Here is a 26,028-nt window from a genome sequence, read left to right as displayed (position 1 = left end):
TCGACAGTAGCGAAGGACGAAGCATGGCAGCACCGCAGGACGGCACCGTGGACGGCGAGGGCGCCGGCCGCGCGACGGATCGCATCCTCGCGTGGGCGCAGCCCTCGGACGCCCTGCTCGCGGAGCGCGCGCAGGCGCTCCAGGCGAGCGACACGGTCGGGGAGGTCGACGGCGAGCAGCTCGACCGCGCCGACCGCGCGGCGCTGCGCCGCGTCGACGGGCTCCGCACCGAGCTCGAGGATGTCACCGAGGTCGAGTACCGGCAGCTGCGCCTCGAGCGCGTCGTGCTCGTCGGCGTGCACTCGAGCGGCGTCGAGGAGGCGGAGCAGTCGCTCCGCGAGCTCGCCGCGCTCGCCGAGACCGCCGGTGCCACGGTGCTCGCCGGGCTCCTGCAGCGCCGGCCGAACCCCGATCCGGCGACCTACGTGGGCCGCGGCAAGGCGGAGGAGCTCGCCGACGTCGTGAAGGAGCTCGGCGCCGACACCGTCATCGCCGACTCCGAGCTCGCCCCGAGCCAGCGGCGCGCGCTCGAGGACAGGGTGAAGGTGAAGGTCATCGACCGCACCGCCGTCATCCTCGACATCTTCAGCCAGCACGCGAAGAGCCGCGAGGGCAAGGCGCAGGTCGAGCTCGCGCAGCTCGAGTACCTGCTGCCGCGCCTGCGCGGCTGGGGCGAGTCGATGTCGCGACAGGCCGGTGGCCAGGTCGGCGGCCAGGGCGCCGGCATGGGTTCCCGCGGCCCCGGCGAGACGAAGATCGAGCTCGACCGCCGCCGCATCCACTCGCGCATGGCGCGCCTGCGCCGCCAGATCAAGGGCTTCGCCCCGGCCCGCCAGGCGAAGCGCGCGAACCGCGACCGCTACGAGGTGCCGGGCGTCGCGATCGCGGGCTACACGAACGCGGGCAAGTCGAGCCTCCTCAACCGCATCACGGGCGCGGGCGTGCTCGTCGAGAACGCGCTGTTCGCGACGCTCGACACGAGCGTGCGCCGCGCGACGACGCCCGACGGCCGCGAGTTCACGATCGCTGACACCGTCGGCTTCGTGCGCAACCTGCCGCACCAGCTCGTCGAGGCGTTCCGCTCGACGCTCGAGGAGGTCGCGGAGTCGCAGGTCGTCGTGCACGTGGTCGACGCGAGCCACCCGGATCCCGCGGCCCAGCTCGCGACGGTGCGCGACGTCATCGGCGAGACCGGCGCGCGCGACATCCCCGAGGTCGTGGTGTTCAACAAGAGCGACCTCGTCGACGAGGGCACGCGGCTCGTGCTGCGCGGCCTGCAGCACGACGCGGTCTTCGCCTCGGCACGCACGGGCGAGGGCGTCGACGAGCTGCTCGGTCGGATCGCGGCGCTGCTGCCGCGCCCCGACGTGGCCGTCTCGCTGCTCGTGCCCTACGACCGCGGCGACGTGGTCGCCGACCTGCACGACCGCTTCGAGGTGCTCCGCGAGGACTACGTCGAGGCCGGCACGCGCATCGACGCGATGGTGACGGAGGCCGAGGCCGGCAGGCTGCGGGAGTTCCGGGTCGACGCGGCCTAGCCGCGCGCGAGCCAGTCGAGGCACGCCGCCGCGACCGCCTCGGGCGACTCGAGCGGCAGCAGGTGCGTGCCGGGCAGCTCCCGGTGCTCGGCGACCGGGATGCGCCGCACGAGCTCGGCGGCGTGCTCCGGCAGCACCTCGCCGCGGTCACCCGTGAGCAGCAGGACCGGTGCGCCCAGGCCCGCGAGCAGGTCGAGGTCGAACGCGGGCTCCGTGCGCCACAGGCGCAGCGAGTCCTCGAGCGCGGCGTCGAAGGCGCCGGCGCCGTCGGGGGAGCGGCGCGCGAACGACGCGCGCAGGCGCTCGCGCACGGCGGGGTCGCGCATCCCCTCCTCGAAGGCGTCGGGATCGGGCGCGCCGTCGAGCGAGAGGTACTGGTCGATCGCGACGATGCGGCGCACGAGCTCCGGGCGCTCGAGCCCGGCGAGCACGGCGGCGATCGCCCCGTCGCTCCAGCCGACGAGGTGCGCGGGGCCGCCGACGACCTCCTCGAGGAACCGCACGACCTCGAGCGCCATCGCGGCGTAGGTGAAGGGGGCGCCCGCGCGGGGCGTCGCGCCGTGGCCGCGGCGGTCGAAGGCGTGCACGCGGTGGGTGCGGGCGAGCACGTCGCCGATGGACCGCATGCCGCCGGAGTGGGAGAGCCCGCCGTGCAGCAGCACGACGGGCTCCCCGGCGCCGGACGCCTCGTGCCACGTGGGCACGCCGTCGATCCGGGTCTCGGGCATCAGACCGCGCGGAGCACCGCGACGACCCGGCCGAGCACCTCGGCCTCGTCGCCGAGGATCGGCTCGAAGGCGGAGTTGCGGGGGAGCAGCCAGGTGTGGCCGTCGCGCTGGCGGAAGACCTTGACGGTCGCCTCGCCGTCGAGCATGGCGGCGACGATGTCGCCGTTCTCGGCGGTGCGCTGCTGCCGCACGACGACCCAGTCGCCGTCGCAGATGGCGGCATCGATCATCGAGTCGCCGACCACGTTGAGCATGAAGAGGTCGCCGCCCGAGCCGACGAGCTGCTTCGGGAGCGGCAGGACGTCCTCGACCTGCTGCTCGGCGGTGATGGGGATGCCGGCCGCGATGCGGCCGACGAGCGGCACGAAGGTGGCCTGGTCGATGCTGTCGGCGCCCTCGACCGACTCGTCCTCGACGAGCACCTCGATCGCTCGCGGCCGTGCGGGGTCGCGGCGGATCGCGCCCGCGAGCTCGAGCTGGCCGAGCTGGTGCGTGACGCTCGAGAGCGAGGAGAGGCCGACGGCGTCGCCGATCTCGCGGTAGCTGGGCGGGTACCCGCGCTGGCGCACGGCCTGCTGGATCACCTGCAGGATCGCCTGCTGCTTCTCGGTCAGCTGCCTCGTCATGCCCCGCTCCGATCCGCGGGCTGCCTGGCGCCCGGGCGGGCGTGTCAGTGGCCTGCGATTGACTGCTCCTGGTTCGAAAGCGTATCCGACGGATGGCCAGGAACCACACAGGTGTTCGACCGTGTCGCGGCATTCTTCCGCGGCAGGGCTTGACGCACGCAGCAGATCGAAGATACATTCGAAACAGAGGTTCGCAGGCGGCGCTCCCGGCCGAGCGCCACCTGCGGACCCGGATCGAGAGGAGCCGGAGATGACCTCCATCACCGCCACCGCCAGCAACGCGACCACCGCCCGCCTGCGCCTGACCGCGCGCGGACGGCGCGCGCTCGCCCTCCTCGTCGCCGCGCCGCTGCTCGGCGTCGGCGTCCTCGCCGCGGGCGGCGTGCTGGGCGGCGCCGTCTCGGGCGCCATCGCGTCGAGCAGCGAGCAGACCGCCGCGTTCGAGCACGTCACCGTCCTGCCCGGCCAGTCGCTCTGGCAGATCGCCGAGGGCGTCGCTCCCGAGGCCGACCCCCGCGAGGTCATCGCCGAGATCGAGCTGCTGAACGGCATCTCGGGCGCCATCCAGCCCGGCGACCGCCTCGCCATCCCCGCGCAGTACGCGGGCTGAGCGGCGGCGTCAGGCGCCCGCATCCGGCGCGATGCGCGGCGCCTCGCCGTACCCGCCGCGTCCTAGGCTGGTCTGGTGACGAGCCTCGACGACCTGCCGATCCGCGACGACCTCCGCGGCCTCACGCCCTACGGCGCGCCGCAGCTCGAGGTGCCGGTGCGGCTCAACGTCAACGAGAACGCCTACCGCGTCCCCGAGGCCGTCGCCCTCGACATCGTGCAGGAGGTCGCCCGGGCGCTGCCCGAGGCGAACCGCTACCCCGACCGGGAGTTCGACGCGCTCCGCGCATCCTTCGCCGCCTACCTCGGCCACGGGGTCGCGCCGGAGCAGATCTGGGCGGGCAACGGCTCCAACGAGGTGCTGCAGCACGTGCTCCAGGCCTTCGGCGGACCGGGCCGCTCGCTGCTCTCGTTCACGCCCACGTACTCGATGTATCCGCTGCTCGCGCGCGGTGTCGGGATGGACTGGATCGGCGTGCCCCGAGGGGAGGGCTTCACGATCACCCCGGAGGCGGTGCGCGCCGCCATCGAGGACCACGACCCCGACGTCGTCTTCCTCTGCGCCCCGAACAACCCGACCGGCACCGCGATCCCGCTCGAGACGGTCCGGGCCGCGGCCGAGGCCGCCCGCGGCATCGTGCTCGTCGACGAGGCGTACGCGGAGTTCGCGCACGACCGCTCGCAGACGGCGCTCTCGCTCCTCGACGAGCACCCGCGCCTGCTCGTCTCGCGCACCATGAGCAAGGCGTTCGCCTTCGCCGGCATCCGGGTCGGCTACCTGGCGGCGCACCCCGCCGTCGTCGACGCGCTGCGGCTCGTGCGCCTGCCGTACCACCTGTCGGCCATCACGCAGGCGGCCGCCGTCGCGGCGCTCCGCCACGCCGACGAGATGCTCAGCCGCGTCGACGCGCTGCGCGCCCAGCGCGACCGGATCGTCGACGAGCTCGCGGCCCTCGGCTACGAGCCCTACCCGTCCGACGCGAACTTCGTGCTCGTCGGCGGCGTCGCCGACCCGCGCGCCACGTTCGAGGCGCTCCTCGCGCGCGGCATCCTGGTGCGCGACGTCGGCCTGCCCGGCACGCTCCGCATCACCGCGGGCACCGAGGCCGAGACGACCGCGCTGCTCGAGGCGATGGCCGCGCTGTCCGGCGCGGGATCCGCCGCCGAATAGGATCGAGGCATGGCCCGCACCGCATCCATCGAGCGCACGACGAGCGAGTCGAGCATCCGGCTCTCGCTCGACCTCGACGGCACCGGCGCCTCGTCGATCTCGACGACGGTGCCGTTCTACGACCACATGCTGACGGCCTTCGCCAAGCACTCGCTCATCGACCTCACGGTCGAGGCGACCGGCGACACCGACATCGACGCCCACCACACCGTCGAGGACACCGCGATCGCCCTCGGCCTCGCGATCGCGGAGGCGCTCGGCGACAAGGCGGGCGTGCGCCGCTACGGCGACGCCACCGTGCCGCTCGACGAGGCGCTCGCGCGCGCCGTCGTCGACCTCTCGGGGCGCCCGTTCCTCGTGCATTCCGGCGAGCCCGCCGGCTTCGAGCTGCACCGCATCGGCGGCCACTTCACGGGCTCGCTCGTGCGCCACGTGCTCGAGGCGATCGCCCTCAACGCGCGCATCACGCTGCACCTCGAGGTGCTCGCCGGCCGCGACCCGCACCACATCGCCGAGGCCGAGTTCAAGGCGCTCGCGCGCGCGATGCGTGCCGCCGTCGAGCCCGACCCCCGCGTGAGCGGCGTGCCCTCGACCAAGGGCGCGCTGTGACCGCTGCGCGTCCTCGTGTCGTCCTGCTCGACCACGGGCTCGGCAACGTCCACTCCGCCGCCAAGGCGATCGAGGCTGGCGGCGCCGACGTGACGCTCACCGCCGACCGCCGGCAGGTGCTCGAGGCCGACGGCCTCGTCGTGCCCGGCGTGGGCTCGATGGCCGCCGTGATGGCCGGCATCGACGCCGTCCACGGCGGCGAGCTCATCGGCCGCCGGCTCGCGGGCGGCCGCCCCGTGCTCGGCATCTGCGTCGGCATGCAGGTGCTCTTCGCCTCGGGCGAGGAGGGCGGCGGCGACGTCGCGGGCCTCGACGAGTGGCCCGGCGTGGTCCGCCGCCTCGACGCACCGGTCCTGCCGCACATGGGCTGGGCCGAGGTCGAGGCCTCCGAGGCCTCGACGCTGTTCGCCGGCATCCGCGACGAGCGCTTCTACTTCGTCCACTCCTACGCCGCGACCGAGTGGCTCATCGACCCGCACCCGCGCATCCGCCAGCCGCAGGTCACCTGGGCCGAGCACGGCGAGCGCTTCATCGCGGCCGTCGAGAACGGCCCGCTCTCGGCCACGCAGTTCCACCCCGAGAAGTCGGGCGAGGCGGGCCTCCGCCTGCTCGGCAACTGGGTTCGCTCGCTCTGACCGACGGCAGTAGCATCGCTACGGCTCCGTCCCGGAAGGCATCTCTCGTCATGACCGACTTCAACCAGTCACCCAAGCTCCAGCTGCTCCCCGCGGTGGACGTCGCCGGCGGCAAGGCCGTGCGCCTCACGCAGGGCAAGGCCGGCACCGAGACCTCCTTCGGCAGCCCCGTCGAGGCCGCGGAGGACTGGGTTCGCCAGGGCGCCGAGTGGCTCCACCTGGTCGACCTCGACGCCGCCTTCGGCCGGGGCGACAACCGCGCCGTCATCAAGAAGGTCATCAAGGCCGTGAAGGGCCGCGTCAACGTCGAGCTGTCGGGCGGCATCCGCGACGAGGGGTCTCTGGAGGCGGCGCTCGCCACGGGCGTGAAGCGCATCAACCTCGGGACCGCGGCGCTCGAGAACCCCGAGTGGACCGCCTCGGTCATCGCCGAGTACGGCGACCAGATCGCGGTCGGCCTCGACGTGCGCGGCACGACGCTCGCGGCGCGCGGCTGGACCCAGGACGGCGGCGACCTGTGGGACGTCCTCGACCGCCTCGAGGCCGCCGGCTGCTCGCGCTACGTCGTCACCGACGTCACGAAGGACGGCACGCTCCAGGGCCCGAACATCGAGCTGCTCCGCCAGGTGGCCGAGCGCACCGAGAAGCCCGTCGTGGCCTCGGGCGGCGTCTCGACCCTCGACGACATCGCGGCGCTCCGCGAGCTCGTGCCCGCGGGCATCGAGGGCGTCATCGTCGGCAAGGCGCTCTACGCCGGAGCCTTCACGCTCGCGGCGGCGCTCGACGTCGCCGGCGACTGACGCCCACCCCGTGAGCCGCGGCGCCGACTCCGCCGGGCGGCCCTGGGAGGGCCGCTCGTTCACGCACCACGACACCGCGTACGCGGGCGACGACGGCTCGGCGCCTCCCGGATGGGCGGACGCGGTGGCGGCGCTGCGGGACGGCGGTGCCGGCCAGGCGGCCGTCGTCGACGCGCTCCGCGGCCAGCGCCTCCTCGTGCCGCTGCTGGCGGCGGCGGGGGAGACCGGCCTCGACGACGCACGCCGGCTCGTCGACAAGACGCAGGAGCTCTCGATCGTGACGGTCGGCGGCCCCGACGGCGCGCCCATCCTGCCGATGTTCGCGAGCGTCGCGGCGATGCAGGCGTGGGATCCGGCGGCGCGGCCCGTGCCGACGGGGGTCGACCGCGCCGCGGCGGCGGCGCTCGACGGGCCCGCGCGCGTGGTGGTCGACCCGGGCGCCGCCACCGAGTTCGTGCTCACCCGCACGATGCTCGAGGCGCTCCTGGCTGACGAGCCCTGGGCCTCGCCGCTCGACGACGCCGAGGTGCGCGAGGCCGTGCTCGACGCGATGTTCGTGGCGCCCGCCGTGCAGGCGGTCGTGATCGCCTCGGGCGATCCGACGAGCCGGCTCGCGGGGGCGGAGCTCGAGGCGCACGCGCTGGTCGACGACGCGGCGGACGCCGCGCAGCAGGTGCAGGCCGCGGCCGCCGTCCTCGGTCGGGCGGCGATCCTCCGCCAGCGGGTGGTGAGCCTCGCCGTCCGCGTGCACCGCTGGGACGGCGGCGCCGCGCGCCTGCCGCTCGCCGCGCCGGCGGTCGTCGCGGTGACGCGCGCCGACCGCGGCTGAGGTGGCCGAGCGCGAGACCGGCGCTAGTTGACCGGGCCCGTGAACTTCTCGCCCGGGCCCTTGCCCGGGGCGTCGGGGATCGTGCTCGCCTCGCGGAACGCGAGCTGCACCGAGCGCAGGCCGTCGCGCAGCGGCGCGGCGTGGATGCTGCCGATCTCGGGGGCGGCGGCGGTCACGAGGCCTGCGAGGGCGTTGATGAGCTTGCGCGCCTCGTCGAGGTCGATCTCGTCGGCGGCATCCGGGCCCTCGCCCAGGCCGAGCTTGACGGCGGCGGCGCTGAGCAGGTGGATCGCGACGGTGTTGATGAGCTCGACCGCAGGCACCTCCGCGATGTCGCGGGCCTGGCCCGCCGTCTCGTCGTGGGTGTGGTGCGGCGTGGAGTCGGTCATCGCGGTCTTCTCCTGAGGAGTGGTCTCTGCTAGGCTTCTGCAGGTTTCGGGCGTCAGCCCGGAGGTGAAAGAGGAGCGATCCCACCCGCAGCCGCACCAGGCTATCGGGTCAGCGGCACCCGGGCGCACGTCGTCGGAGGGTGCTGAGCATGCGCAGGCAGGTCCCGCGCGAGGCTCCCCGTTCGCCGTGCACCCCAGCACACGAAGCAACGAGAAGGAGCCCGCGATCAGCGATCCCCGCATCAACGAGCGCATCCGCGTCCCCGAAGTCCGTCTGGTCGGCCCCGCCGGCGAGCAGGTCGGCGTCGTCCGGGTCGAGGATGCCCTTCGTCTTGCCCGAGAGGCGGACCTCGACCTCGTCGAGGTGGCGCCGAACTCGCGCCCGCCCGTCGTCAAGATCATGGACTTCGGCAAGTTCAAGTACGAGCAGGCGCAGAAGGCCAAGGAGGCCCGTCGCAACCAGGCGAACACCGTCCTCAAGGAGGTCCGGTTCCGCCTGAAGATCGACGAGCACGACTACGAGACGAAGCGCAAGCGTGCCCAGGGCTTCCTGGAGGCGGGCGACAAGGTCAAGGCGATGATCCTCTTCCGAGGCCGCGAGCAGTCGCGCCCCGAGATGGGCGTGCGCCTGCTGCAGCGCTTCGCGGAGGAGATCGCCGAGTACGGCACGGTCGAGTCGTCGCCGACGATCGACGGCCGCAACATGACGATGATCATCGGCCCGACGCGCTCGAAGTCGGACGCGAAGGCCGAGCTCAACACGAGCCGCCAGGAGCAGCGCAAGGCCGACCAGGAGAAGCGCCGCATCGAGGCCGAGCGCCAGGCCGCGCACCAGGCAGAGGTCGAGGCCGCGCGCCCCGCCAAGCCCGCGCTGCCTGCCGGCGTCCCCTCGGCCGACGGCTTCATCCGCGCCGAGCGCCCCGTGCGCGCTGAGCGGCCCGACCGCTTCGACCGCGGCGAGCGCATCGACCGCCCGTCGCGCGGCCGCGGCGACCGCCCGGACCGCGGCGACCGCCCGGACCGCGGCGACCGCCCGGACCGCGGCGACCGCCCCGACCGCTCCGACCGCCCGCAGGGCGACCGTCCGCAGGCGCGCTCCGTGCGCCCGACGCCCGCCGGCGCCCCGCGCCCGGCCGGTGCGCCGCGCCCGCCGGCCCCGAAGCCGGCCGGCGACGCGACGCCCGCGAAGCCGGCGGCCTCGCCCACCGCGCGCCCGGCGGCGCCCAAGCCCGCTGCGAAGCCTGCCACCCCCGGCAAGCCCGCCGCGCCCACGACCGGTTCGCCCAAGCCGGCGAGCCCGAAGGCGACGCCGTCGGCCTAGCCGCGGCTGCCCGTACGAAGGAGAGAAGAATGCCCAAGCAGAAGACGCACTCCGGTGCGAAGAAGCGCTTCAAGGTCACCGGCAGCGGCAAGATCCGCAAGCAGCAGGCCGGCATGCGCCACAACCTCGAGGTGAAGTCGTCGGTCCAGACGCGCCGCCTGAACCGCGACAAGGTGCTGGCCCCGGCCGACGCCAAGGTCATCAAGAAGCTGCTCGGCCGCTGACCCGGCCCCGGAACCGAGAAGAGAGTCAAGAACCATGGCACGTGTCAAGCGCGCAGTGAATGCGCACAAGAAGCGCCGCGTCATCCTCGAGCAGGCCTCCGGCTACCGGGGCCAGCGCTCGCGCCTGTACCGCAAGGCGAAGGAGCAGCTGCTCCACTCGCACGTCTACGCCTTCCGCGACCGCAAGGCGAAGAAGGGCGAGTTCCGCCGCCTGTGGATCCAGCGTATCAACGCCGCGTCGCGCGCGAACGGCCTGACCTACAACCGCCTCATCCAGGGCCTCGGCCTCGCGGGCATCGAGGTCGACCGCCGCATGCTCGCCGAGCTCGCCGTGCACGAGCCCGCGACCTTCGCGACGCTCGTCGAGGCCGCCAAGGCAGCCCTCCCCGCCGACACCTCGGCCGCCAAGGCCTGAGGATGCTCGACAGCCCCCGCGCCCCACGGGTGCGCGAGGCTGCGAGGCTCCAGCAGCGAGCAGCCCGGTCGCAGACCGGGCTGTTCCTGTTGGAGGGCCCCGCGGCCCTCGACGAGGCGGTGCGCTGGCAGGGCGCGCAGCTCGTCGAGGTCTTCTGGACCCAGCAGGCGCGCGAGCGCCATCCCGAGCTGCTCGACCGCGCAGGCGAGCACGCGCCGCTCACCGAGGTCTCCGACCGCGCGCTCGCCGCGATCGCCGACACCGTGCGCCCGCAGGGCGTCGTCGCCGTCGCGCGCCAGCGGCCCGTGCGCCTCGCCGACGCGATCGCGCGCGCCGCCGCACGGCCCCATCCGCTCGTCGCGATCCTCCACGAGGTGCGCGATCCCGGCAACCTCGGCACGATCCTCCGCGCCGCCGACGCGGCCGGCGCCTCCGCCGTGATCGTGACGGCGAACTCCGTCGACCCGTACGCCCCGAAGGTCGTGCGCTCCACCACAGGCTCGCTCTTCCACGTCGACGTCGCGGTCGGCGCCGAGACCGCGGATGCGGTGGAGGCCGCGCGCGCCGCGGGCCTCTCGGTGCTCGCCGCCGACGTGTCGGGGGAGGACCTCCTGGCGCTGGAAGGCGCGGGGCGGCTCGCGGGCCCCACCGCGTGGCTGTTCGGCAACGAGGCCCGCGGCCTCGACGCCGCCACGCTCGCGCTCGCCGACCGCGCTGTGCGCCTGCCCGTCTTCGGTGAGGCGGAGTCGCTCAACCTCGCCACGGCCGCCTCCGTCTGCCTCTACCAGTCGGCCTTCGCGCAGCGCCGGGGCTGACGCCCCGCGTGCGCCCGCCCGCGCGCGTGTAACCGTTTCGTTGCGAAAGGCCGTTGACGGGCTCCGACGCACCGGTGCCGTGCTTGGATGACTCCCATGCAGCCCCTGGTCGAGCTCGAGCACGTCGAGAAGCACTACGGCGAGTTCCACGCCCTCAAGGACATCAACCTCGCCGTCGAGCAGGGGCAGGTGGTCGTCGTCATCGGCCCCTCCGGCTCCGGCAAGTCGACGCTCTGCCGCTCGATCAACCGGCTCGAGACGATCACGTCCGGCTCGATCACGATCGACGGCAAGGAGCTGCCCGCCGAGGGCAAGGCGCTCGCGCGCCTGCGCGCCGACGTCGGCATGGTCTTCCAGTCCTTCAACCTCTTCGCGCACAAGACGATCCTCGAGAACGTCACGCTGGGCCCGATCAAGGTGCGCGGCCTCTCGAAGCGCGAGGCCGAGCAGGAGGCGCGGGCGCTCCTCGACCGCGTCGGCGTCGGCCACCAGGCCGACAAGTACCCCGCGCAGCTCTCCGGCGGCCAGCAGCAGCGCGTGGCGATCGCCCGCTCGCTCGCGATGAAGCCCAAGGTGATGCTCTTCGACGAGCCGACGTCCGCGCTCGACCCCGAGATGATCAACGAGGTGCTCGACGTCATGGTCGGCCTCGCCAAGGAGGGCATGACGATGATCGTCGTGACCCACGAGATGGGCTTCGCGCGCAAGGCCGCCGACCGCGTCGTGTTCATGGCCGACGGCGAGATCGTCGAGGAGGCCGTGCCCGAGGAGTTCTTCACGAACCCGCGCACGCCCCGCGCCAAGGACTTCCTCTCCAAGCTCATCACCCACTAGACCCCAGCACCGAGACACACAAGGAGACAGCATGCGCACCACGCGACGCGGCAGCGCCATCGCCATCGGCGCCATCGCCGCCATGGCACTGGTCGGCTGCGCCCAGGGCACCCCTGGCGACCCGGCGGCCACCGACGGCGGCGACACCGGCGACACCGGCGCCCTCTTCGAGGTCGCCACCGACGTCCAGCTCGAGGGCTCGCCCACGTTCGATGCCATGACCGAGGCCGGCGGCGTCACCATCGGCGTCAAGGAGGACCAGCCGAACCTGGGCTACCTGGACCCCGTCACGGGCGACCGCACGGGCTTCGACGTCGACATCTCGCGCTGGATCGCGGCGTCGCTCGGCTTCGACGAGGAGCAGATCACCTTCCAGTCGATCCCCTCGGCGAACCGCGAGACGGCGATCCAGAACGGCGACATCGACTACTACGTCGGCACCTACTCGATCACCGACTCGCGCAAGGAGTCGATCGACTTCGCCGGTCCGTACTTCGTGACCGGCCAGGGCCTGCTGGTCGCCGCCGACTCGGACATCGCGAGCATCGACGACATGGACGGCCAGACCGTCTGCTCGGCGACCGGCTCGACGCCGATCCAGAACATCCGCGAGAACTACCCGAACATCGAGACGACCGAGTTCGACACCTACTCGCAGTGCGTCGAAGCGCTGCTCGCCGGCACCGTCCAGGGCGTCACGACCGACGAGGCGATCCTCATCGGCTACGCCGCGCAGGACCCGGAGAACCTCCAGGTCGTGGGCGAGCCCTTCAGCGAGGAGAACTACGGCGTCGGCCTCCCGAAGGACGACGACGCGCTCCGCGACCACATCAACACGCTGTTCGAGGAGAACCCGGACATCTGGCAGGCCATCTACGACGCGAACCTCGGTTCGTCGGGCGTCGAGGGCACCCAGCCCGAGGTCGACCGCTACTGATCCGCGACGGGGGCGGCGGCGCAGCCGCCGCCCCTACCGCTGACTCCTGACAAGAGAGGGGAGCCGCATGCTGGACGCGCTCTTCGGACACCTGGACCTGTGGGGCCAGGCGCTCTGGGGCACCGTCGTGCTGTTCTTCGGCGGCGGCGCCATCGCGCTCGTCCTCGGCGTCATCGTGGGCGGCATGCGGGTCTCGCCCGTACCGATCGCGCGCGCCGTGGGGACGGTCTACGTCAACCTCGTGCGCAACACCCCGCTCACCCTGATCTTCTTCCTCTTCGCCTTCGGCGTTCCCGTCCTCGTCGAGGGCGACGTCGACTTCCTCGGACTCGCCGTGTGGGCGCTCGGCCTGTACACCGCGACCTACGTGGCGGAGACGATGCGCGCCGGCATCAACACGGTCCCCGTGGGCCAGGCCGAGGCCGCGCGGGCGATCGGCCTGCCGTTCGGCCAGGTCATGTCGCTCGTCATCCTGCCGCAGGCGATGCGCGCGGTGATCCCGCCGATGATGAGCGTCTTCATCGCGCTGCTGAAGAACACGACGGTCGCGGCGGGCTTCTCGGTGCTCAACCTCGGGTCGATCCGCGCCTACATGTCCGAGCGCGGCGAGAACGCGATGGACGTGCTCCTCTGGGTCGCGATCATCTTCGTCGCCCTCGTGATGCTCCTCACGCTGCTCCAGTCGCAGCTCGAACGACGCTGGAAGGTGGCGCGATGAGCCAGGCATCCGTCCTGTACGACGTCCCCGGCCCGCGCGCCATCGCGCGCAACCGCATCCTCGGCGTCGTGACCGTCGCCGCGGTCATCGCGGTGCTCGGCTGGATCGTCTGGCGCATGGCAGAGACCGGCCAGTTCAGCGCCAGCAAGTGGGAGGCGTTCGCCTACCAGACCATCTGGGCGCAGATCCTCCAGGGCCTGCAGAACACGCTCGGCGCGTTCGTCGTCGCGGCCATCGGCGCCCTCGCGCTCGGCTTCGTCCTCGCGATCGCGCGGCTGTCGGACCACCGCGCCGTGCGCATCCCGGCGGCCATCGTGACCGAGGTGCTGCGTGCGGTGCCGGTCCTCATCTTCATGATGCTGCTCTACTACGCGCTGCCGGTCCTCGGGCCTCGCCTGCCGCCGTACTGGGCCGTCGTCATCGCGCTCATCGCCTACAACGGCTCGGTGCTCGCCGAGGTCATCCGCGCGGGCGTCGAGTCTCTGCCGCGCGGCCAGAAGGAGGCCGGCTACGCGATCGGACTCCGCAAGTCCGGCGTCATGCGCCTCATCCTCATGCCGCAGGCGATCCGCTCGATGCTCCCGGTGATCATCGCGCAGCTCGTCGTGACGCTGAAGGACACCGCGCTCGGCTTCATCATCACGTTCGAGGAGCTCCTCTTCATCGCGAAGCGCCTCGGCTCGGCGGCGACGCTCGACCGGCCGATCATCCAGTCGACCATCGTGATCGGCGCCATCTACATCGCCATCTGCCTCCTGCTGTCATGGGTCGCGACGATCGCGCAGCGGCGGGTCTCGGCGAGCCCGCGCGCGGCGGGCGGCAAGCGCCCAGGCAACGCGGGCGGCGCGACCGACACGCAGCTGCTGCTGACACAGCGCGGCGTCGATGCGAACACCGGCAACGCCGTCGGCGGTGGCGGGACGCTCGGGCTCACGGGCCGCGCTCCCGACGCGGACGACACAGCCGACGGCCGCGCGCCCTGACGCTCGGCCACCGGTCACGAGGGCGGGCACCTGCGGGTGCCCGCCCTCCGTCGTCCCGCCTCACGGGCCGTCGGTAGGATCGACCGGTGACCGATCCCCACACCTCCGACGACCTCGGCGCGCGCGTCGAGGCCGCCGTCGGCGCGGCGCTCCTCGCGATCGAGGCGGCGCAGACGACGGCGGAGCTCCAGGCGGCGAAGGCCGCGCACAACGGCCAGGGGAGCGCGCTCGCCGCGCTCAACGCCTCGCTCCGCGAGATCGCCCCCGAGGAGCGCAAGGCCGCCGGCCAGCTCATCGGCGGCGGCCGCCAGCAGGTCGGCGCCGCGATCGCGGCGCGCCAGGGCGAGCTCGAGGCGGCCGAGGAGGCCGCGCAGCTCGAGGCCGAGCGCATCGACGTCACCGCGCTGCCGCGGCTGCAGCGTCCCGGCGGCCGCCACCCGCTCACGCTCCTCCAGGAGGAGATGGGCGACGTCTTCGTAGGCATGGGCTGGGAGATCGCGGAGGGCCCCGAGCTCGAGCACGAGTGGTACAACTTCGACGCGCTCAACGTCGACCCCGATCACCCGGCGCGCAGCGAGTCCGACACGTTCTACGTCGCGCCCGCCGACCGCCACCTCGTGCTGCGCACGCAGACGAGCCCCGTGCAGATCCGCTCGCTGCTCACGCGCGAGCTGCCCGTCTACGTCGTCGCGCCCGGCCGCGTCTACCGCACCGACGACATCGACGCGACGCACCTGCCCGTGTTCACCCAGCTCGAGGGCCTCGCCGTCGACAAGGGCATCACGATGGCGCACCTGCGCGGCACGCTCGAGCACCTCGCCCGCCAGATGTTCGGCGAGGAGGCGCGCATCCGCCTGCGCCCCAACTACTTCCCGTTCACCGAGCCGAGCGCCGAGATGGACGTGTGGCACCCCGGCATGCGCGGCGGCGCCCGCTGGGTCGAGTGGGGCGGCTGCGGCATGGTCAACCCCAACGTGCTCCGCGCCGCAGGCGTCGACCCCGAGGTGCACTCCGGCTTCGCGTTCGGCATGGGCATCGAGCGCACCCTCCAGTTCCGCTACCAGCTCGACGACATGCGCGACATGATCGAGGGCGACGTCCGCTTCACCGAGCAGTTCGGGATGGTGATCTGAGATGCGCATCCCGCTCTCCTGGCTCCGCGACCACGTCGAGATCCCCGCGGCCGACCCGGCCGCCTGGCTGCACGCGACCCTCGTGCGCGTCGGCTTCGAGGAGGAGGCCGTCCACGGCGGCGGGCTCCGCGGCCCGATCGTCGTCGGCCGCGTCCTCTCGATCGAGGAGGAGCCGCAGAAGAACGGCAAGACCATCCGCTGGTGCCAGGTCGACGTCGGCGAGCCGAACGGCGGCGTGCGCGGCATCGTCTGCGGCGCCCTGAACTTCGTCGAGGGCGACCGCGTCGTCGTCACGCTCCCCGGCGCATCGCTGCCGGGCGGCTTCGAGATCGCCGCGCGGAAGACCTACGGCCACGTCTCCGACGGCATGATCGCCTCCGAGCGCGAGCTCGGCCTCGGCGACGACCACGACGGCATCATGCGCCTCGACCAGCTCGGCATCCCGGGCGAGGTCGGCGAGGACGCGCTCGCGATCCTCGGCCTCGACGACCAGGCCGTCGAGATCAACGTCACGCCCGACCGCGGCTACGCGCTCTCGCTGCGGGGCATCGCGCGCGAGGTCGCCTCGGCCACCGGCCAGGCGTTCCGCGACCCGGCCGTGATCGACGCCGGAGAGGGCAGCGGCTTCCCCGTCGCGATCGACGACGCGTCGCCCATCCGCGGCCGCGTCGGCTGCTCGCGCTTCGTCGTCCGCGTCGTGCGCGGCATCGATTCGACGCGCGCGACCCCGTCGTGGCTCGCGGGCCGCCTCCGCCTCGCCGGGATCCGCTCCATCTCGCTGCCGGTCGACATCACGAACTACGTGATGCTCGAGCTCGGCCAGCCGATCCACGGCTACGACCTCGGCAAGCTCCGCGGCGGTCTCGGCGTGCGCCGCGCGCGGCCGGGCGAGCGCCTCACGACGCTCGACGACGTCGACCGCGCGCTCCACCCCGAGGACCTCGTCATCACCGACGACCGCGGCGCCATCGGCCTCGCGGGCGTCATGGGCGGCGCCGAGACCGAGATGGACGCGTCGACCACCGACGTGCTCATCGAGGCCGCCACCTTCGACGGCGTCTCGATCGGCCGCACCGCGCGCCGCCACAAGCTGTTCTCCGAGGCGTCCAAGCGCTTCGAGCGCGGCGTCGACCCGGCCGTCGCCGACGCCGCCGCCGCGCGCGTCGCGCAGCTGCTCGTCGAGCTGGCAGGCGGCGAGCTCGACGCGCTCGGCGCCCGCGTGGGCGAGGTGCCCGAGCCCGCGCCGCTGCGCATCCCGGTCGGCTACTGGCGCGCGCTCACGGGCGCCGACTACACCGACGCCGAGGCGCGCGACGCGCTCGAGCGCATCGGCGCATCCGTCGAGGACGACGGCGAGGCGTGGGCCGTCGTGCCGCCCACGTGGCGCGGCGACCTCGTCGACCGCGAGGGCCTCGTGGAGGAGGTCGCGCGCATCGTCGGCTTCGACCGCATCCCCGCCGTGCTGCCCGTCGCGCCTCCAGGCCGCGGCTACACGCGCGCCCAGCGCCTCCGCCGCCGCATCGCCGACGCGCTCGCGTCGTCGGGCCTCACCGAGGTGCTCGTCGCGCCGTTCGTCACCGAGGCGCAGGCGCGCCTGACGGGCTCCGAGCCCGTGCGGCTCGAGAACCCGCTCGACGGCGAGCGCCCGTGGCTGCGGACCGCGCTGCTGCCGGGCATGCTCGACACCGCGCACCGCAACGCGGGCCGCGGCCTCACCGACCTCGCGATCTTCGAGCTCGGCCGCACCTTCCACGCGGTCGACGGCCAGGGCACGGAGGCGCTCCCGGGCGCCGACGCGCGCCCGGCCGACGACGTGCTCGCGAGCCTCGACGCGCTGCCCGAGCAGCCGCTGCACCTCGCCGCGGTGCTCGTCGGCGAGCGCGTGCGCAAGCAGCCCGGCGTCGCCGCCGTCCGCTTCGGCGTCGCCGACGCGATCGAGGTCGCCGAGCGCGCCGCCCGCACCGCGGGCCTCGCGCTCGAGGTGCGCCAGGGCGAGCGGTCGTGGCTGCACCCCGGCCGCACGGCCGAGCTGCTGCTCGACGGCGAGGTCGTGGGCGTCGCGGGCGAGCTCCTGCCCTCGGTCGCGGCCGAGGCCGACCTGCCGCGCGTCGTCGCGGTGGTCGAGCTCGACCTCGGCACGCTCGTCGAGCGTGCGCGCGTCGGCCTCGACACGCAGCGCATCGCGCCGGTGCCGGCGGCGACGCAGGACCTCTCGCTCGTGGTGCCGGTCGCGGTGCCGGCGGGCGAGGTGCTCGCCGCCGTCCGCGAGGGCGCCGGCGACCTGCTCGAGCACATCGCGCTCGTCGACGACTACCGGGGCGCAGGCCTCGGGGCGGGCGAGAAGTCGCTCACCTTCGCGCTCCGCTTCCGCGGCGCCGACCGCACCCTCACCGCCGCCGAGGCGAGCGACGCGAAGCTCGCGGGCCTCGCCGTCGCGACGGCCCGGCACGGGGCGCGCCTGCGCGACTGAGGCGGGGCGCGCACCCGGGCGGAACGGCCAGGGCGCACCGCTAGCATCCGGATCCGAGGAGGTCGGCGATGGTCGAGATCACGGTCCGGGGCGAGGCGGTGCGCCGCGCGGCAGCCGAGCGGGCGCGGCTCACGGTGCAGTCGCGCTGGCAGGCGGAGCAGCCGGAGGCGGCGATGGCCGCCGTGCAGGAGGCCCACGGCCGCGTCGTCGACGAGGTGCGCGACCTCGTCGAGGGTGGCGCGGCGGAGTCCTGGCACGCCGACCGCGTCTGGCTCTCGCACCACCGCGAGTGGGTGGCCGAGGGGCAGCCGCCGCGCATCCTCTACACCGCGGCCTCGAGCGTGACCGCGACGTTCGTCGACCTCGACGCGCTCGGACGCTGGATCGCGGCGCTCGGCCGCGACGAGGTGCACGAGCTCGGCGAGATCGAGTGGACGCTCACCGACGCCACGCACCGCAGCCTCGCGCAGCGCGCCCGCCAGGACGCCGTCGCCGACGCCGTCGAGCGCGCCGAGGACTACGCGCGCGCCGCGTCGCTCGGCGCGGTGCGCATCGTCGCGATCCGCGAGCCCGGCACCGGCCCGCAGCCCCTCGCGAAGGGCAGGGCGATGGACGTGATGCTGGCGTCCGCGCCGGGCGGGGGAGCGGTCGAGCTGCGCGCCGGCGAGGTCGAGGTGCCTGCGGCGGTCGAGGCGGCGTTCGCGACCGGAGGCGACTCCGCACCCGAGTAGCCTGGGAGCATGAGCCTCTCCGTCGCCGTCGCAGGCGCGAGCGGGTACGCAGGGGGCGAGCTGCTGCGGCTGCTCGCGCAGCACCCCGAGCTCGAGGTGCGCACCGTCACCGCGCACTCGAACGCCGGGCATCCCCTCGTCGCCGTGCACCCCCACCTGCGATCCCTCGCCTCCCTCACGTTCCAGGAGACGACCCCGGAGGTGCTGGCCGGCCACGACGTCGTCTTCCTCGCCCTGCCGCACGGCCACTCGGGCGGGATCGCCGCGCAGCTGCCGGAGTCGACCCTCGTCGTCGACGCGGGCGCGGACCACCGGCTCGAGAGCGCCGACGACTGGGCCGCCTTCTACGGCACCGAGCACGCGGGCACCTGGCCCTACGGCATGCCGGAGCTCATGCTCGCCGACGGCGGCCGCCAGCGCCGCGAGCTGCGCGCCGCCCGCCGCATCGCGGTGCCCGGCTGCAACGCCACCGCGGTGACGCTCGCGATCGCCCCCGGCATCGCCGCGGGCCTCGTCGACCCGGGCGGTCTCGTCTCCACGCTCGCCGTCGGCCCCTCGGGCGCCGGCCGCGCCGCGAAGGTGTCGCTGCTCGCCTCCGAGCTGCTGGGCTCGGCGAACGCGTACGGCGTCGGCGGCACGCACCGCCACCTGCCCGAGATCGCGCAGAACCTGCGCGCCGTCGGCGCGACCGAGGTGCGCCACTCCTTCACCCCGATGCTCGTGCCCATGTCGCGCGGCATCCTCGCCTCCGTCACGGCGCCGCTCGTCGCCGAGGCGACGGCCGACGAGGTGCGCTCGGCGTGGGTGAGCGCCTACGGCGACGAGCGCTTCGTGCAGGTGCTGCCGCAGGGTCAGTACCCGCGCACCGCCGACGTGCTCGGCTCGAACGCGATCCAGATCGGCGTCGGGCTCGACGAGGCCGCCGGCCGCGTCATCGCCGTCGCCGCCATCGACAACCTCGGCAAGGGCACGGCGGGCGCCGCGATCCAGTCGGCGAACATCGCGCTCGGCTTCGAGGAGCACACGGGCCTCTCGATCGACGGGGTCGCCCCGTGAGCGTCACCGCGGCCGCGGGCTTCCGCGCCGCCGGCGTCGCCGCCGGCGTCAAGTCGTCCGGGGCGAAGGACGTCGCGCTCGTCGTCAACGACGGCCCGCTCTCGTCGGCGGCCGCGGTCTTCACCGCCAACCGCGCGAAGGCCAACCCGGTGCTCTGGAGCCAGCAGGCGATCGCGGGCGGCTCGGCGCGCGCCGTGGTCCTCAACTCCGGGGGCGCCAACTGCTTCACCGGCGCGTTCGGCTTCCAGACGACGCACCAGACCGCCGAGCGGGTCGCCGAGCGGCTCGGCATCGGCGCGATCGACGTGCAGGTGGCCTCGACCGGCCTCATCGGCGTCGGCGACGAGGCCTTCCGCGCCGCCGTGCTGCACGGCGTCGACCTCGCCGCGGAGGCGCTCGCCGCCGACGGCGGCGAGGACGCCGCCCGCGCGATCATGACCACCGACTCCGTGCCGAAGCAGGCGGTCGCCCGCGGCGCGGACCACGGCGCTGCCGCGAGCGGAGGCCGCTGGGTCGTCGGCGGGATGGCGAAGGGCGCCGGCATGCTCGCGCCCGGCCTCGCCACGATGCTCGTCGTGCTCACGACCGACGCGGCCGCGCCCGCCGACGTGCTCGACCGCGCGCTCCGCGCCGCGACCCGCGCGACCTTCGACCGCCTCGACTCCGACGGCTGCATGTCGACGAACGACTCCGTGTGGCTGCTCGCCTCGGGCGCCTCCGGCATCGAGGCCGACGAGGCCGCGCTCACCGCCGCCGTCACCGCGGTGTGCGACGACCTCGCCGCGCAGCTGCAGCAGGACGCCGAGGGCGCCTCGCACGACATCACCATCGAGGTCACGGGCGCCGGGACCGAGGACGACGCCGTCGTCGTCGGCCGCTCCGTCGCGCGCTCCAACCTGTTCAAGGCCGCCATCTTCGGCAACGACCCCAACTGGGGCCGGGTGCTCGCGGCGATCGGCACGACGGATGCGCCCTTCGACCCGTACGCGGTCGACGTCTCGTTCAACGGCGTCCGGGTCTGCCACGCCGGCGAGCCCGACCGGCCGCGCGAGGAGGTCGACCTCGCGCCCCGCGCGACGCGCATCCTCATCGAGCTCCACGCGGGCGACGCTGCCGCGACGATCCGCACGAACGACCTCACCCACGACTACGTCCACGAGAACTCCGCATATGCCAGCTAGGGACGAGGCGCTGCTCGCGCAGAAGGCCGAGACGCTCATCGAGTCGCTCCCGTGGCTCGAGCGCTACCGCGGCGCGACGATGGTCGTGAAGTACGGCGGCAACGCCATGGTGAGCGAGGAGCTGCAGCGCGCCTTCGCCGAGGACATGGTGTACCTGCGCCACGTCGGCATCCAGCCGGTCGTCGTGCACGGGGGAGGCCCGCAGATCAACGAGGCGCTGAAGGTGCACGGCATCGAGAGCGAGTTCCGCGGCGGCTACCGCGTGACGAGCCGCGAGGCGATGGACGTGGTGCGCATGGTGCTCACGGGCCAGGTCGCGCGCACGCTCGTGTCGCTCATCAGCGCGCACGGCCCGCTCGCCGCGAGCATGTCGGGCGAGGACGCGGGGCTCTTCACCGGCCGCCGCCGCGGCGCCGTCGTCGACGGCGTCGAGGTCGACCTCGGCCAGGTCGGCGACGTGGTCGCGGTCGACCCGGCTCCCGTGCGGCGCCTGCTCGACGCGGGCCTCATCCCCGTCGTCTCGTCGATCGCGCCCGACGGCGACCGGCCGGGGGAGTCGCTCAACGTCAACGCCGACGCGGCCGCCGCCGCGCTCGCCGCGGCGCTCGGCGCGCAGAAGCTCGTCATCCTCACCGACATCGAGGGGCTCTACGCCGACTGGCCCGACCGCTCCTCGCTCATCAGCGAGATCACCGACGTCGACCTGGCGGCGCTGCTGCCCACCCTCGAGTCCGGCATGATCCCGAAGATGCAGGCGTGCCTCGACGCCGTGCGCGCCGGCGTGCCGAAGGCCGCGATCATCGACGGCCGCTCGCCCCACTCCATCCTCACCGAGATCTTCACGAGCGCCGGCTCGGGCACCGAGGTCGTGCCCGCATCCGCCGCAGCCCCGACCGCCAAGGAGCCCGCATGACCCGCCACTTCCTCCGCGACGACGACCTGAGCCCCGCCGAGCAGCGCGAGGTGCTGGAGCGCGCCGCCCGGATGAAGGCGGACCGCTTCGCGGAGCGCCCGCTCGAGGGCCCGCGCTCGGTCGCGGTCATCTTCGACAAGTCGTCGACCCGCACGCGCGTCTCGTTCCACGTCGGCATCTCCGACCTCGGCGGTTCGCCGCTCATCATCTCGACCGCCTCGAGCCAGCTCGGCGGCAAGGAGACCGCGGCCGACACCGCGCGCGTGCTCGAGCGCCAGGTCGCCGCCATCGTGTGGCGCACCTACGCGCAGGCGGGCCTCGAGGAGATGGCAGCCGGCACGACGGTGCCCGTCGTCAACGCGCTCTCCGACGACTTCCACCCCTGCCAGCTGCTCGCCGACCTGCTCACGATCCGCGAGCACAAGGGCGCGCTCGCCGGGCTGACGGTCGCCTTCGTCGGCGACGGCCGCTCGAACATGGCGCAGTCGTACCTGCTCGCGTGCGCGACCGCCGGCATGCACGTGCGGGTCGGCGCGCCGGCCGACTACGCGCCCGAGGCGGCCGTCGTCGCCGACGCGCAGCGCATCGCGGAGGGGACGGGCGGCTCCGCCTCCGTCGTCGCGAGCGCGGCCGAGGCCGTCGCCGACGCCGACGTCGTCGTCACCGACACGTGGGTGTCGATGGGCAAGGAGGACGAGAAGGCCGAGCGCGTCGCCACCTTCGGCGGCTTCCGCGTCGACGCCGCGCTCATGGCGCAGGCGAAGCCCGACGCGGCCTTCATGCACTGCCTCCCCGCCGACCGCGGGTTCGAGGTGACGGCCGACGTCATCGACGGGCCGCAGTCGATCATCTGGGACGAGGCGGAGAACCGCCTCCACGCGCAGAAGGCCCTGCTGGCCTGGCTGCTCGAGCGGAGCGCGGCATGAGCGAGCAGCACGGCACGAACGAGGGCTCGCTCTGGGGCGGCCGATTCGCGTCGGGGCCGAGCCCCGAGATGGCGGCGCTGTCGAAGTCGACGCACTTCGACTGGCGCCTCGCCCAGCACGACATCCGCGGCTCGAAGGCGCACGCGAGCGCCCTGCACGCCGCCGGCCTGCTCTCGGACGACGAGCTGCGCGCCATGCGCGGCGCGCTCGACGAGCTCGCCGAGCGCGTCCGCACGGGCGCCTTCGCGGCGGCCGAGTCCGACGAGGACGTCCACGGCGCGCTCGAGCGCGGCCTCATCGAGGTCGCCGGCGCCGAGCTCGGCGGGCGCCTCCGCGCCGGCCGCAGCCGCAACGACCAGATCGCGACCCTCGTGCGCGTCTGGATGCTCGAGGAGAGCGTCGAGGTCGAGCGCGGCATCCGCGCGGTCGTCGAGGCGCTGCGGATGCAGGCCGAGGCGCACCCCGACGCTCCGATGCCCGGCCGCACCCACCTGCAGCACGCGCAGCCGATCCTGCTCTCGCACCACCTGCTCGCCCACGCGTGGCCGCTCGTGCGCGACCTCGAGCGCCTCGCCGACTGGCGCGTCCGCGCGAGCGAGTCGCCGTACGGCGCCGGCGCGCTCGCTGGCTCGACGCTCGGGCTCGACCCGGCGATCGTCGCCGCCGAGCTGGGCCTCGACGCGCCGAGCCCGAACTCCGTCGACGCCACGAGCGCGCGCGACGTCGTCGCCGAGCTCACCTGGATCCTCGCGATGACGGCGATCGACCTCTCGCGCCTGTCCGAGGAGATCATCCTCTGGTCGACCCGCGACCTCGGCTTCGCCCGCCTCCACGACGGCTTCTCGACCGGGTCATCGATCATGCCGCAGAAGAAGAACCCCGACATCGCCGAGCTCGCGCGCGGCAAGGCCGGCCGCCTCATCGGCGACCACACGGGGCTGCTCGCGACGCTCAAGGCGCTGCCGCTCGCGTACAACCGCGACCTGCAGGAGGACAAGGAGCCGGTCTTCGACGCGGTCGACCAGCTGCGGCTGCTGCTGCCGGCCTTCGCCGGGCTCGTGGCGACGCTCGACTTCGACGAGGCGCGGATGCGGGAGGGCGCGGCCGCCGGGTACGCGCTCGCGACCGACGTGGCGGAGTGGCTGGTGCGTCGGCGCGTGCCGTTCCGGGAGGCGCACGAGATCTCGGGCGCGCTCGTGCGGCTGTGCGAGGAGCGCGGGATCGAGCTCGACGAGGCGTCCGACGAGGACTACCGCTCGGTGTCGGAGCACCTGACGCCCGAGGTGCGCGAGGTGCTCACGGTCGACGGCGCGATCGCCGCCCGCTCGGGCATCGGGGGCACGGCGGCGACGGCCGTGGCGACGCAGCTCGAGGCGCTCGACGCGCGGCTCGCGCGCCTGGTCGGGTGCTGATCCTCCGGTAGGTTCGTCGGGTGACCGAGATCGCCCCCATCCAGCTCGACCCGTCCTTCGACAGCGTCTGGGACGAGCTGGTCTATCGCGGGAGCGTGCACGTCTCGACCGACCCGGAGGCGCTCCGCGAGCTGCTCTCGGGCGACCCGATCACGTTCTACTGCGGCTTCGACCCGACGGCGCCGAGCCTGCACCTGGGCAACCTCACGCAGCTCATCATCATGCGCCGGCTGCAGCTCGCCGGGCACCGGCCGCTCGCGCTCGTCGGCGGCTCGACCGGCCTCATCGGCGACCCGAAGCCCACGAGCGAGCGGCAGCTCAACGCGCGCGAGACGGTGGCCGAGTGGGTCACGTACCTGCAGGCGCAGGTGCTGCGCTTCCTCTCGGACGAGGGGGAGAGCGCGGTGCGCCTCGTGAACAACCTCGACTGGACGGCGCCGCTCTCGACCGTCGACTTCCTGCGCGAGGTCGGCAAGCACTTCCGCGTCGGCACGATGCTGAAGAAGGACGCGGTCGCCTCGCGCATGGCGAGCGACGAGGGCATCTCGTACGCCGAGTTCAGCTACCAGGTGCTGCAGGGCATGGACTTCCTCGAGCTGTTCCGCGCCTACGGCTGCGTGCTGCAGACGGGCGGCAGCGACCAGTGGGGCAACCTGACCTCCGGCACCGAGCTCATCCGCAAGGCCGAGGGCGTGCACGCGCACGCGATCGGCGCGCCGCTCATCACCGACGCCGACGGACGCAAGTTCGGCAAGAGCGAGGGCAACGCCGTGTGGCTCGACGCCGCGCTCACGACGCCGTACGCGATGTACCAGTTCTGGCTCAACCAGGACGACGCGATCGTGGGCCAGCTGCTGCGGGCGTTCACGTTCCTGCCGAAGTCGCGCATCGACGAGCTCGAGCAGGCGACCCTCGATGCGCCGTTCCGCAGGGAGGCGCAGCGCGAGCTCGCGCTGCAGGCGACCTCGTTCATCCACGGTGCGGACGCGACCCAGCAGGCGATCGCCGCGTCGCAGGCGCTCTTCGGCTCGGGCGACCTGACGGCGCTCGACGCCGGCACGCTCGAGGCGGCGGTCTCGTCGCTCGACAAGCAGGCGACCGCGACCCCGGACGCGCCGGTGCTCCAGCTGCTGCAGGAGACGGGGCTCGTCGAGTCGCTCTCCGACGGCCGGCGCGCGATCGCGCAGGGCGGGGTGTCGGTGAACAACGAGCGCATCGACGACCCGGCCGCGACCCTCGACGGCCGGCTGCTGCACGGGCGGTTCGCCGTGCTGCGGCGCGGCAAGAAGACGCTGGCGGGGATCGACGCGGGGGCCTGAGGGCTCCCGCGTCCGCGGTTCCGGGGGAGTCGCTCCTCCGGTCGCGCGGGATGGCGCGGGCGACACGCCCGGGATGCGCGCGGTTTGGAGCACGGCCCGACCAGCCGTGTAACGTATCCACTCGTCACCCCAAAGACGCCAGGCCGGAGAGGCCAGCGGATCAAGCGGGGGCCACCTCCCAGCCGACAGGCGACACGCATTGCGTGGTGCCGATAGTCGCGGGTATGGTGAACATCCACTTCAACGATGAACGTGCGGAACGCACGATCGGCAGCTGCCGATCGTCGGATGGCCTCGGTCATCCACCTGGCGGGCTCCTCGAGCCGGCCGACTCGCCGACTTGACAGTCGCTCCGAAGCGGGTAACCTAGCCAGGTTGCCACGACGGAGGCTCGACATTCGGTCCGAGTTTCACTCCGCACGGCGTGTCGATTTGACACGGTCCGAGAAGTGGTTACGATAGAGAAGTTGCCTTGGCGCCGACCTGAGAGGGAAGGCACGAGAGCGTCTGATCCTTGAGAACTCAACAGCGTGCACAATGTCAAATGCCATATTTTTGAACCCGTCGTGCCGTAAGGCGCGCGGATTCCTTTGGATGATGACGGATTGTCAGTAGACGATCCTTATTGTCAAGATCGAACTCGCTGCGTGCCGGTATTTTCCCCGGCTCGTATGCAACTTTTCTTTACGGAGAGTTTGATCCTGGC

The 26,028-nt window shown here is 73.5% G+C and carries 27 protein-coding genes; 24 read left to right on the top strand and 3 right to left on the bottom strand.

Annotated elements, in window-relative coordinates:
• Nucleotides 1–23: 23 nt before the first annotated feature.
• Nucleotides 24–1,538, top strand: coding sequence for a GTPase HflX (hflX, locus tag IEW90_RS09950; RefSeq protein ID WP_188718149.1), 1,515 nt, complete (start codon nt 24–26; stop codon nt 1,536–1,538).
• On the opposite strand, the gene IEW90_RS09945 is transcribed toward hflX, so the two are convergent.
• Both IEW90_RS09945 and lexA read right to left on the bottom strand, forming a co-directional pair.
• On the bottom strand, nt 1,535–2,266 hold the full coding sequence (locus tag IEW90_RS09945) for an alpha/beta fold hydrolase (protein WP_188718148.1): 732 nt from the start codon (nt 2,264–2,266) through the stop codon (nt 1,535–1,537). The two genes, hflX and IEW90_RS09945, sit on opposite strands and share 4 nt — an antisense overlap.
• A complete protein-coding gene (lexA, locus tag IEW90_RS09940; RefSeq protein ID WP_188718147.1) occupies nt 2,266–2,892 on the bottom strand; it encodes a transcriptional repressor LexA in 627 nt (208 codons plus the stop codon). Before lexA ends, IEW90_RS09945 begins: the two co-directional genes overlap by 1 nt.
• Nucleotides 2,893–3,142: 250 nt before the next feature.
• Here lexA and IEW90_RS09935 point away from each other — a divergent pair, with 250 nt between their 5' ends.
• From IEW90_RS09935 to IEW90_RS09910, 6 genes are all read left to right on the top strand, one after another.
• Nucleotides 3,143–3,502 (top strand): hypothetical protein, encoded by a 360-nt coding sequence (locus IEW90_RS09935; RefSeq protein WP_188718146.1) that lies wholly within the window; start codon nt 3,143–3,145, stop codon nt 3,500–3,502.
• A 72-nt stretch (nt 3,503–3,574) separates the two neighbouring features.
• Nucleotides 3,575–4,672 (top strand): histidinol-phosphate transaminase, encoded by a 1,098-nt coding sequence (locus IEW90_RS09930; RefSeq protein ID WP_373284783.1) that lies wholly within the window; start codon nt 3,575–3,577, stop codon nt 4,670–4,672.
• Between the two features lie 9 nt (nt 4,673–4,681).
• Nucleotides 4,682–5,281, top strand: coding sequence for an imidazoleglycerol-phosphate dehydratase HisB (hisB, locus tag IEW90_RS09925; protein ID WP_188718144.1), 600 nt, complete (start codon nt 4,682–4,684; stop codon nt 5,279–5,281).
• The gene (gene hisH / locus IEW90_RS09920) at nt 5,278–5,916 is read left to right on the top strand and encodes an imidazole glycerol phosphate synthase subunit HisH (protein WP_188718143.1); all 639 of its coding nucleotides are present in this window, start codon (nt 5,278–5,280) and stop codon (nt 5,914–5,916) included. Before hisB ends, hisH begins: the two co-directional genes overlap by 4 nt.
• A 50-nt stretch (nt 5,917–5,966) precedes the next feature.
• The gene (gene priA, locus IEW90_RS09915) at nt 5,967–6,716 is read left to right on the top strand and encodes a bifunctional 1-(5-phosphoribosyl)-5-((5-phosphoribosylamino)methylideneamino)imidazole-4-carboxamide isomerase/phosphoribosylanthranilate isomerase PriA (RefSeq protein ID WP_188718142.1); all 750 of its coding nucleotides are present in this window, start codon (nt 5,967–5,969) and stop codon (nt 6,714–6,716) included.
• Between the two features lie 10 nt (nt 6,717–6,726).
• Complete coding sequence (locus IEW90_RS09910; protein WP_188718141.1) at nt 6,727–7,545, top strand: SseB family protein; 819 nt, start codon at nt 6,727–6,729, stop codon at nt 7,543–7,545.
• 23 nt (nt 7,546–7,568) lie between these two features.
• Here the strand turns inward: IEW90_RS09910 and IEW90_RS09905 are convergent, their stop codons facing one another.
• Nucleotides 7,569–7,934: a DUF1844 domain-containing protein gene (locus IEW90_RS09905; protein ID WP_188718140.1), complete on the bottom strand. Its 366-nt coding sequence runs from the start codon at nt 7,932–7,934 to the stop codon at nt 7,569–7,571.
• Nucleotides 7,935–8,121: 187 nt separating this feature from the next.
• Between IEW90_RS09905 and infC the strand changes: the two genes are divergently transcribed.
• The 17 genes from infC to tyrS all read left to right on the top strand — a co-directional run bounded on the left by infC (nt 8,122) and on the right by tyrS (nt 25,322).
• Nucleotides 8,122–9,255, top strand: a complete 1,134-nt coding sequence (gene infC / locus IEW90_RS09900) for a translation initiation factor IF-3 (RefSeq protein WP_188718139.1) — start codon at nt 8,122–8,124, stop codon at nt 9,253–9,255.
• 29 nt (nt 9,256–9,284) lie between these two features.
• Nucleotides 9,285–9,479 carry a 50S ribosomal protein L35 gene (gene rpmI / locus IEW90_RS09895; protein WP_188718138.1) on the top strand — a complete coding sequence of 65 codons (195 nt, stop codon included), beginning with the start codon at nt 9,285–9,287 and terminating at the stop codon, nt 9,477–9,479.
• 34 nt (nt 9,480–9,513) lie between these two features.
• Nucleotides 9,514–9,894: a 50S ribosomal protein L20 gene (gene rplT, locus IEW90_RS09890; protein ID WP_188718137.1), complete on the top strand. Its 381-nt coding sequence runs from the start codon at nt 9,514–9,516 to the stop codon at nt 9,892–9,894.
• A gap of 2 nt (nt 9,895–9,896) precedes the next feature.
• Complete coding sequence (locus tag IEW90_RS09885; protein WP_188718136.1) at nt 9,897–10,709, top strand: TrmH family RNA methyltransferase; 813 nt, start codon at nt 9,897–9,899, stop codon at nt 10,707–10,709.
• 87 nt (nt 10,710–10,796) lie between these two features.
• The gene (locus IEW90_RS09880; RefSeq protein ID WP_188718135.1) at nt 10,797–11,543 is read left to right on the top strand and encodes an amino acid ABC transporter ATP-binding protein; all 747 of its coding nucleotides are present in this window, start codon (nt 10,797–10,799) and stop codon (nt 11,541–11,543) included.
• Nucleotides 11,544–11,574: 31 nt separating this feature from the next.
• Nucleotides 11,575–12,480, top strand: coding sequence for a glutamate ABC transporter substrate-binding protein (locus IEW90_RS09875; protein ID WP_188718134.1), 906 nt, complete (start codon nt 11,575–11,577; stop codon nt 12,478–12,480).
• A 67-nt stretch (nt 12,481–12,547) separates the two neighbouring features.
• On the top strand, nt 12,548–13,198 hold the full coding sequence (locus IEW90_RS09870) for an amino acid ABC transporter permease (protein WP_188718133.1): 651 nt from the start codon (nt 12,548–12,550) through the stop codon (nt 13,196–13,198).
• Entirely contained in the window at nt 13,195–14,181 is a 987-nt protein-coding gene (locus tag IEW90_RS09865; protein ID WP_188718132.1) for an amino acid ABC transporter permease, read from the top strand. The genes IEW90_RS09870 and IEW90_RS09865 overlap by 4 nt, the downstream gene beginning before the upstream one ends.
• Nucleotides 14,182–14,267: 86 nt before the next feature.
• Nucleotides 14,268–15,314, top strand: coding sequence for a phenylalanine--tRNA ligase subunit alpha (gene pheS / locus IEW90_RS09860; protein WP_188718131.1), 1,047 nt, complete (start codon nt 14,268–14,270; stop codon nt 15,312–15,314).
• Nucleotide 15,315: 1 nt separating this feature from the next.
• On the top strand, nt 15,316–17,784 hold the full coding sequence (gene pheT, locus IEW90_RS09855) for a phenylalanine--tRNA ligase subunit beta (RefSeq protein WP_188718130.1): 2,469 nt from the start codon (nt 15,316–15,318) through the stop codon (nt 17,782–17,784).
• A 68-nt stretch (nt 17,785–17,852) separates the two neighbouring features.
• Nucleotides 17,853–18,515 carry an SIMPL domain-containing protein gene (locus IEW90_RS09850; RefSeq protein WP_188718129.1) on the top strand — a complete coding sequence of 221 codons (663 nt, stop codon included), beginning with the start codon at nt 17,853–17,855 and terminating at the stop codon, nt 18,513–18,515.
• Nucleotides 18,516–18,524: 9 nt separating this feature from the next.
• Nucleotides 18,525–19,571: an N-acetyl-gamma-glutamyl-phosphate reductase gene (gene argC / locus IEW90_RS09845; protein WP_188718128.1), complete on the top strand. Its 1,047-nt coding sequence runs from the start codon at nt 18,525–18,527 to the stop codon at nt 19,569–19,571.
• The gene (gene argJ, locus IEW90_RS09840) at nt 19,568–20,752 is read left to right on the top strand and encodes a bifunctional glutamate N-acetyltransferase/amino-acid acetyltransferase ArgJ (protein ID WP_188718127.1); all 1,185 of its coding nucleotides are present in this window, start codon (nt 19,568–19,570) and stop codon (nt 20,750–20,752) included. The genes argC and argJ overlap by 4 nt, the downstream gene beginning before the upstream one ends.
• Entirely contained in the window at nt 20,742–21,665 is a 924-nt protein-coding gene (gene argB, locus IEW90_RS09835; protein ID WP_188718126.1) for an acetylglutamate kinase, read from the top strand. The genes argJ and argB overlap by 11 nt, the downstream gene beginning before the upstream one ends.
• A complete protein-coding gene (argF, locus tag IEW90_RS09830; protein WP_188718125.1) occupies nt 21,662–22,591 on the top strand; it encodes an ornithine carbamoyltransferase in 930 nt (309 codons plus the stop codon). Before argB ends, argF begins: the two co-directional genes overlap by 4 nt.
• Nucleotides 22,588–24,003, top strand: coding sequence for an argininosuccinate lyase (gene argH / locus IEW90_RS09825; RefSeq protein WP_188718124.1), 1,416 nt, complete (start codon nt 22,588–22,590; stop codon nt 24,001–24,003). Before argF ends, argH begins: the two co-directional genes overlap by 4 nt.
• Before the next feature lie 20 nt (nt 24,004–24,023).
• On the top strand, nt 24,024–25,322 hold the full coding sequence (tyrS, locus tag IEW90_RS09820) for a tyrosine--tRNA ligase (protein ID WP_188718123.1): 1,299 nt from the start codon (nt 24,024–24,026) through the stop codon (nt 25,320–25,322).
• Nucleotides 25,323–26,028 lie beyond the last annotated feature (706 nt).

Source organism: Agrococcus terreus, assembly GCF_014645235.1.
GTDB classification, from domain to species: Bacteria; Actinomycetota; Actinomycetes; order Actinomycetales; family Microbacteriaceae; genus Agrococcus; species Agrococcus terreus.
This window is presented reverse-complemented; position numbering and strand designations above follow the sequence as displayed.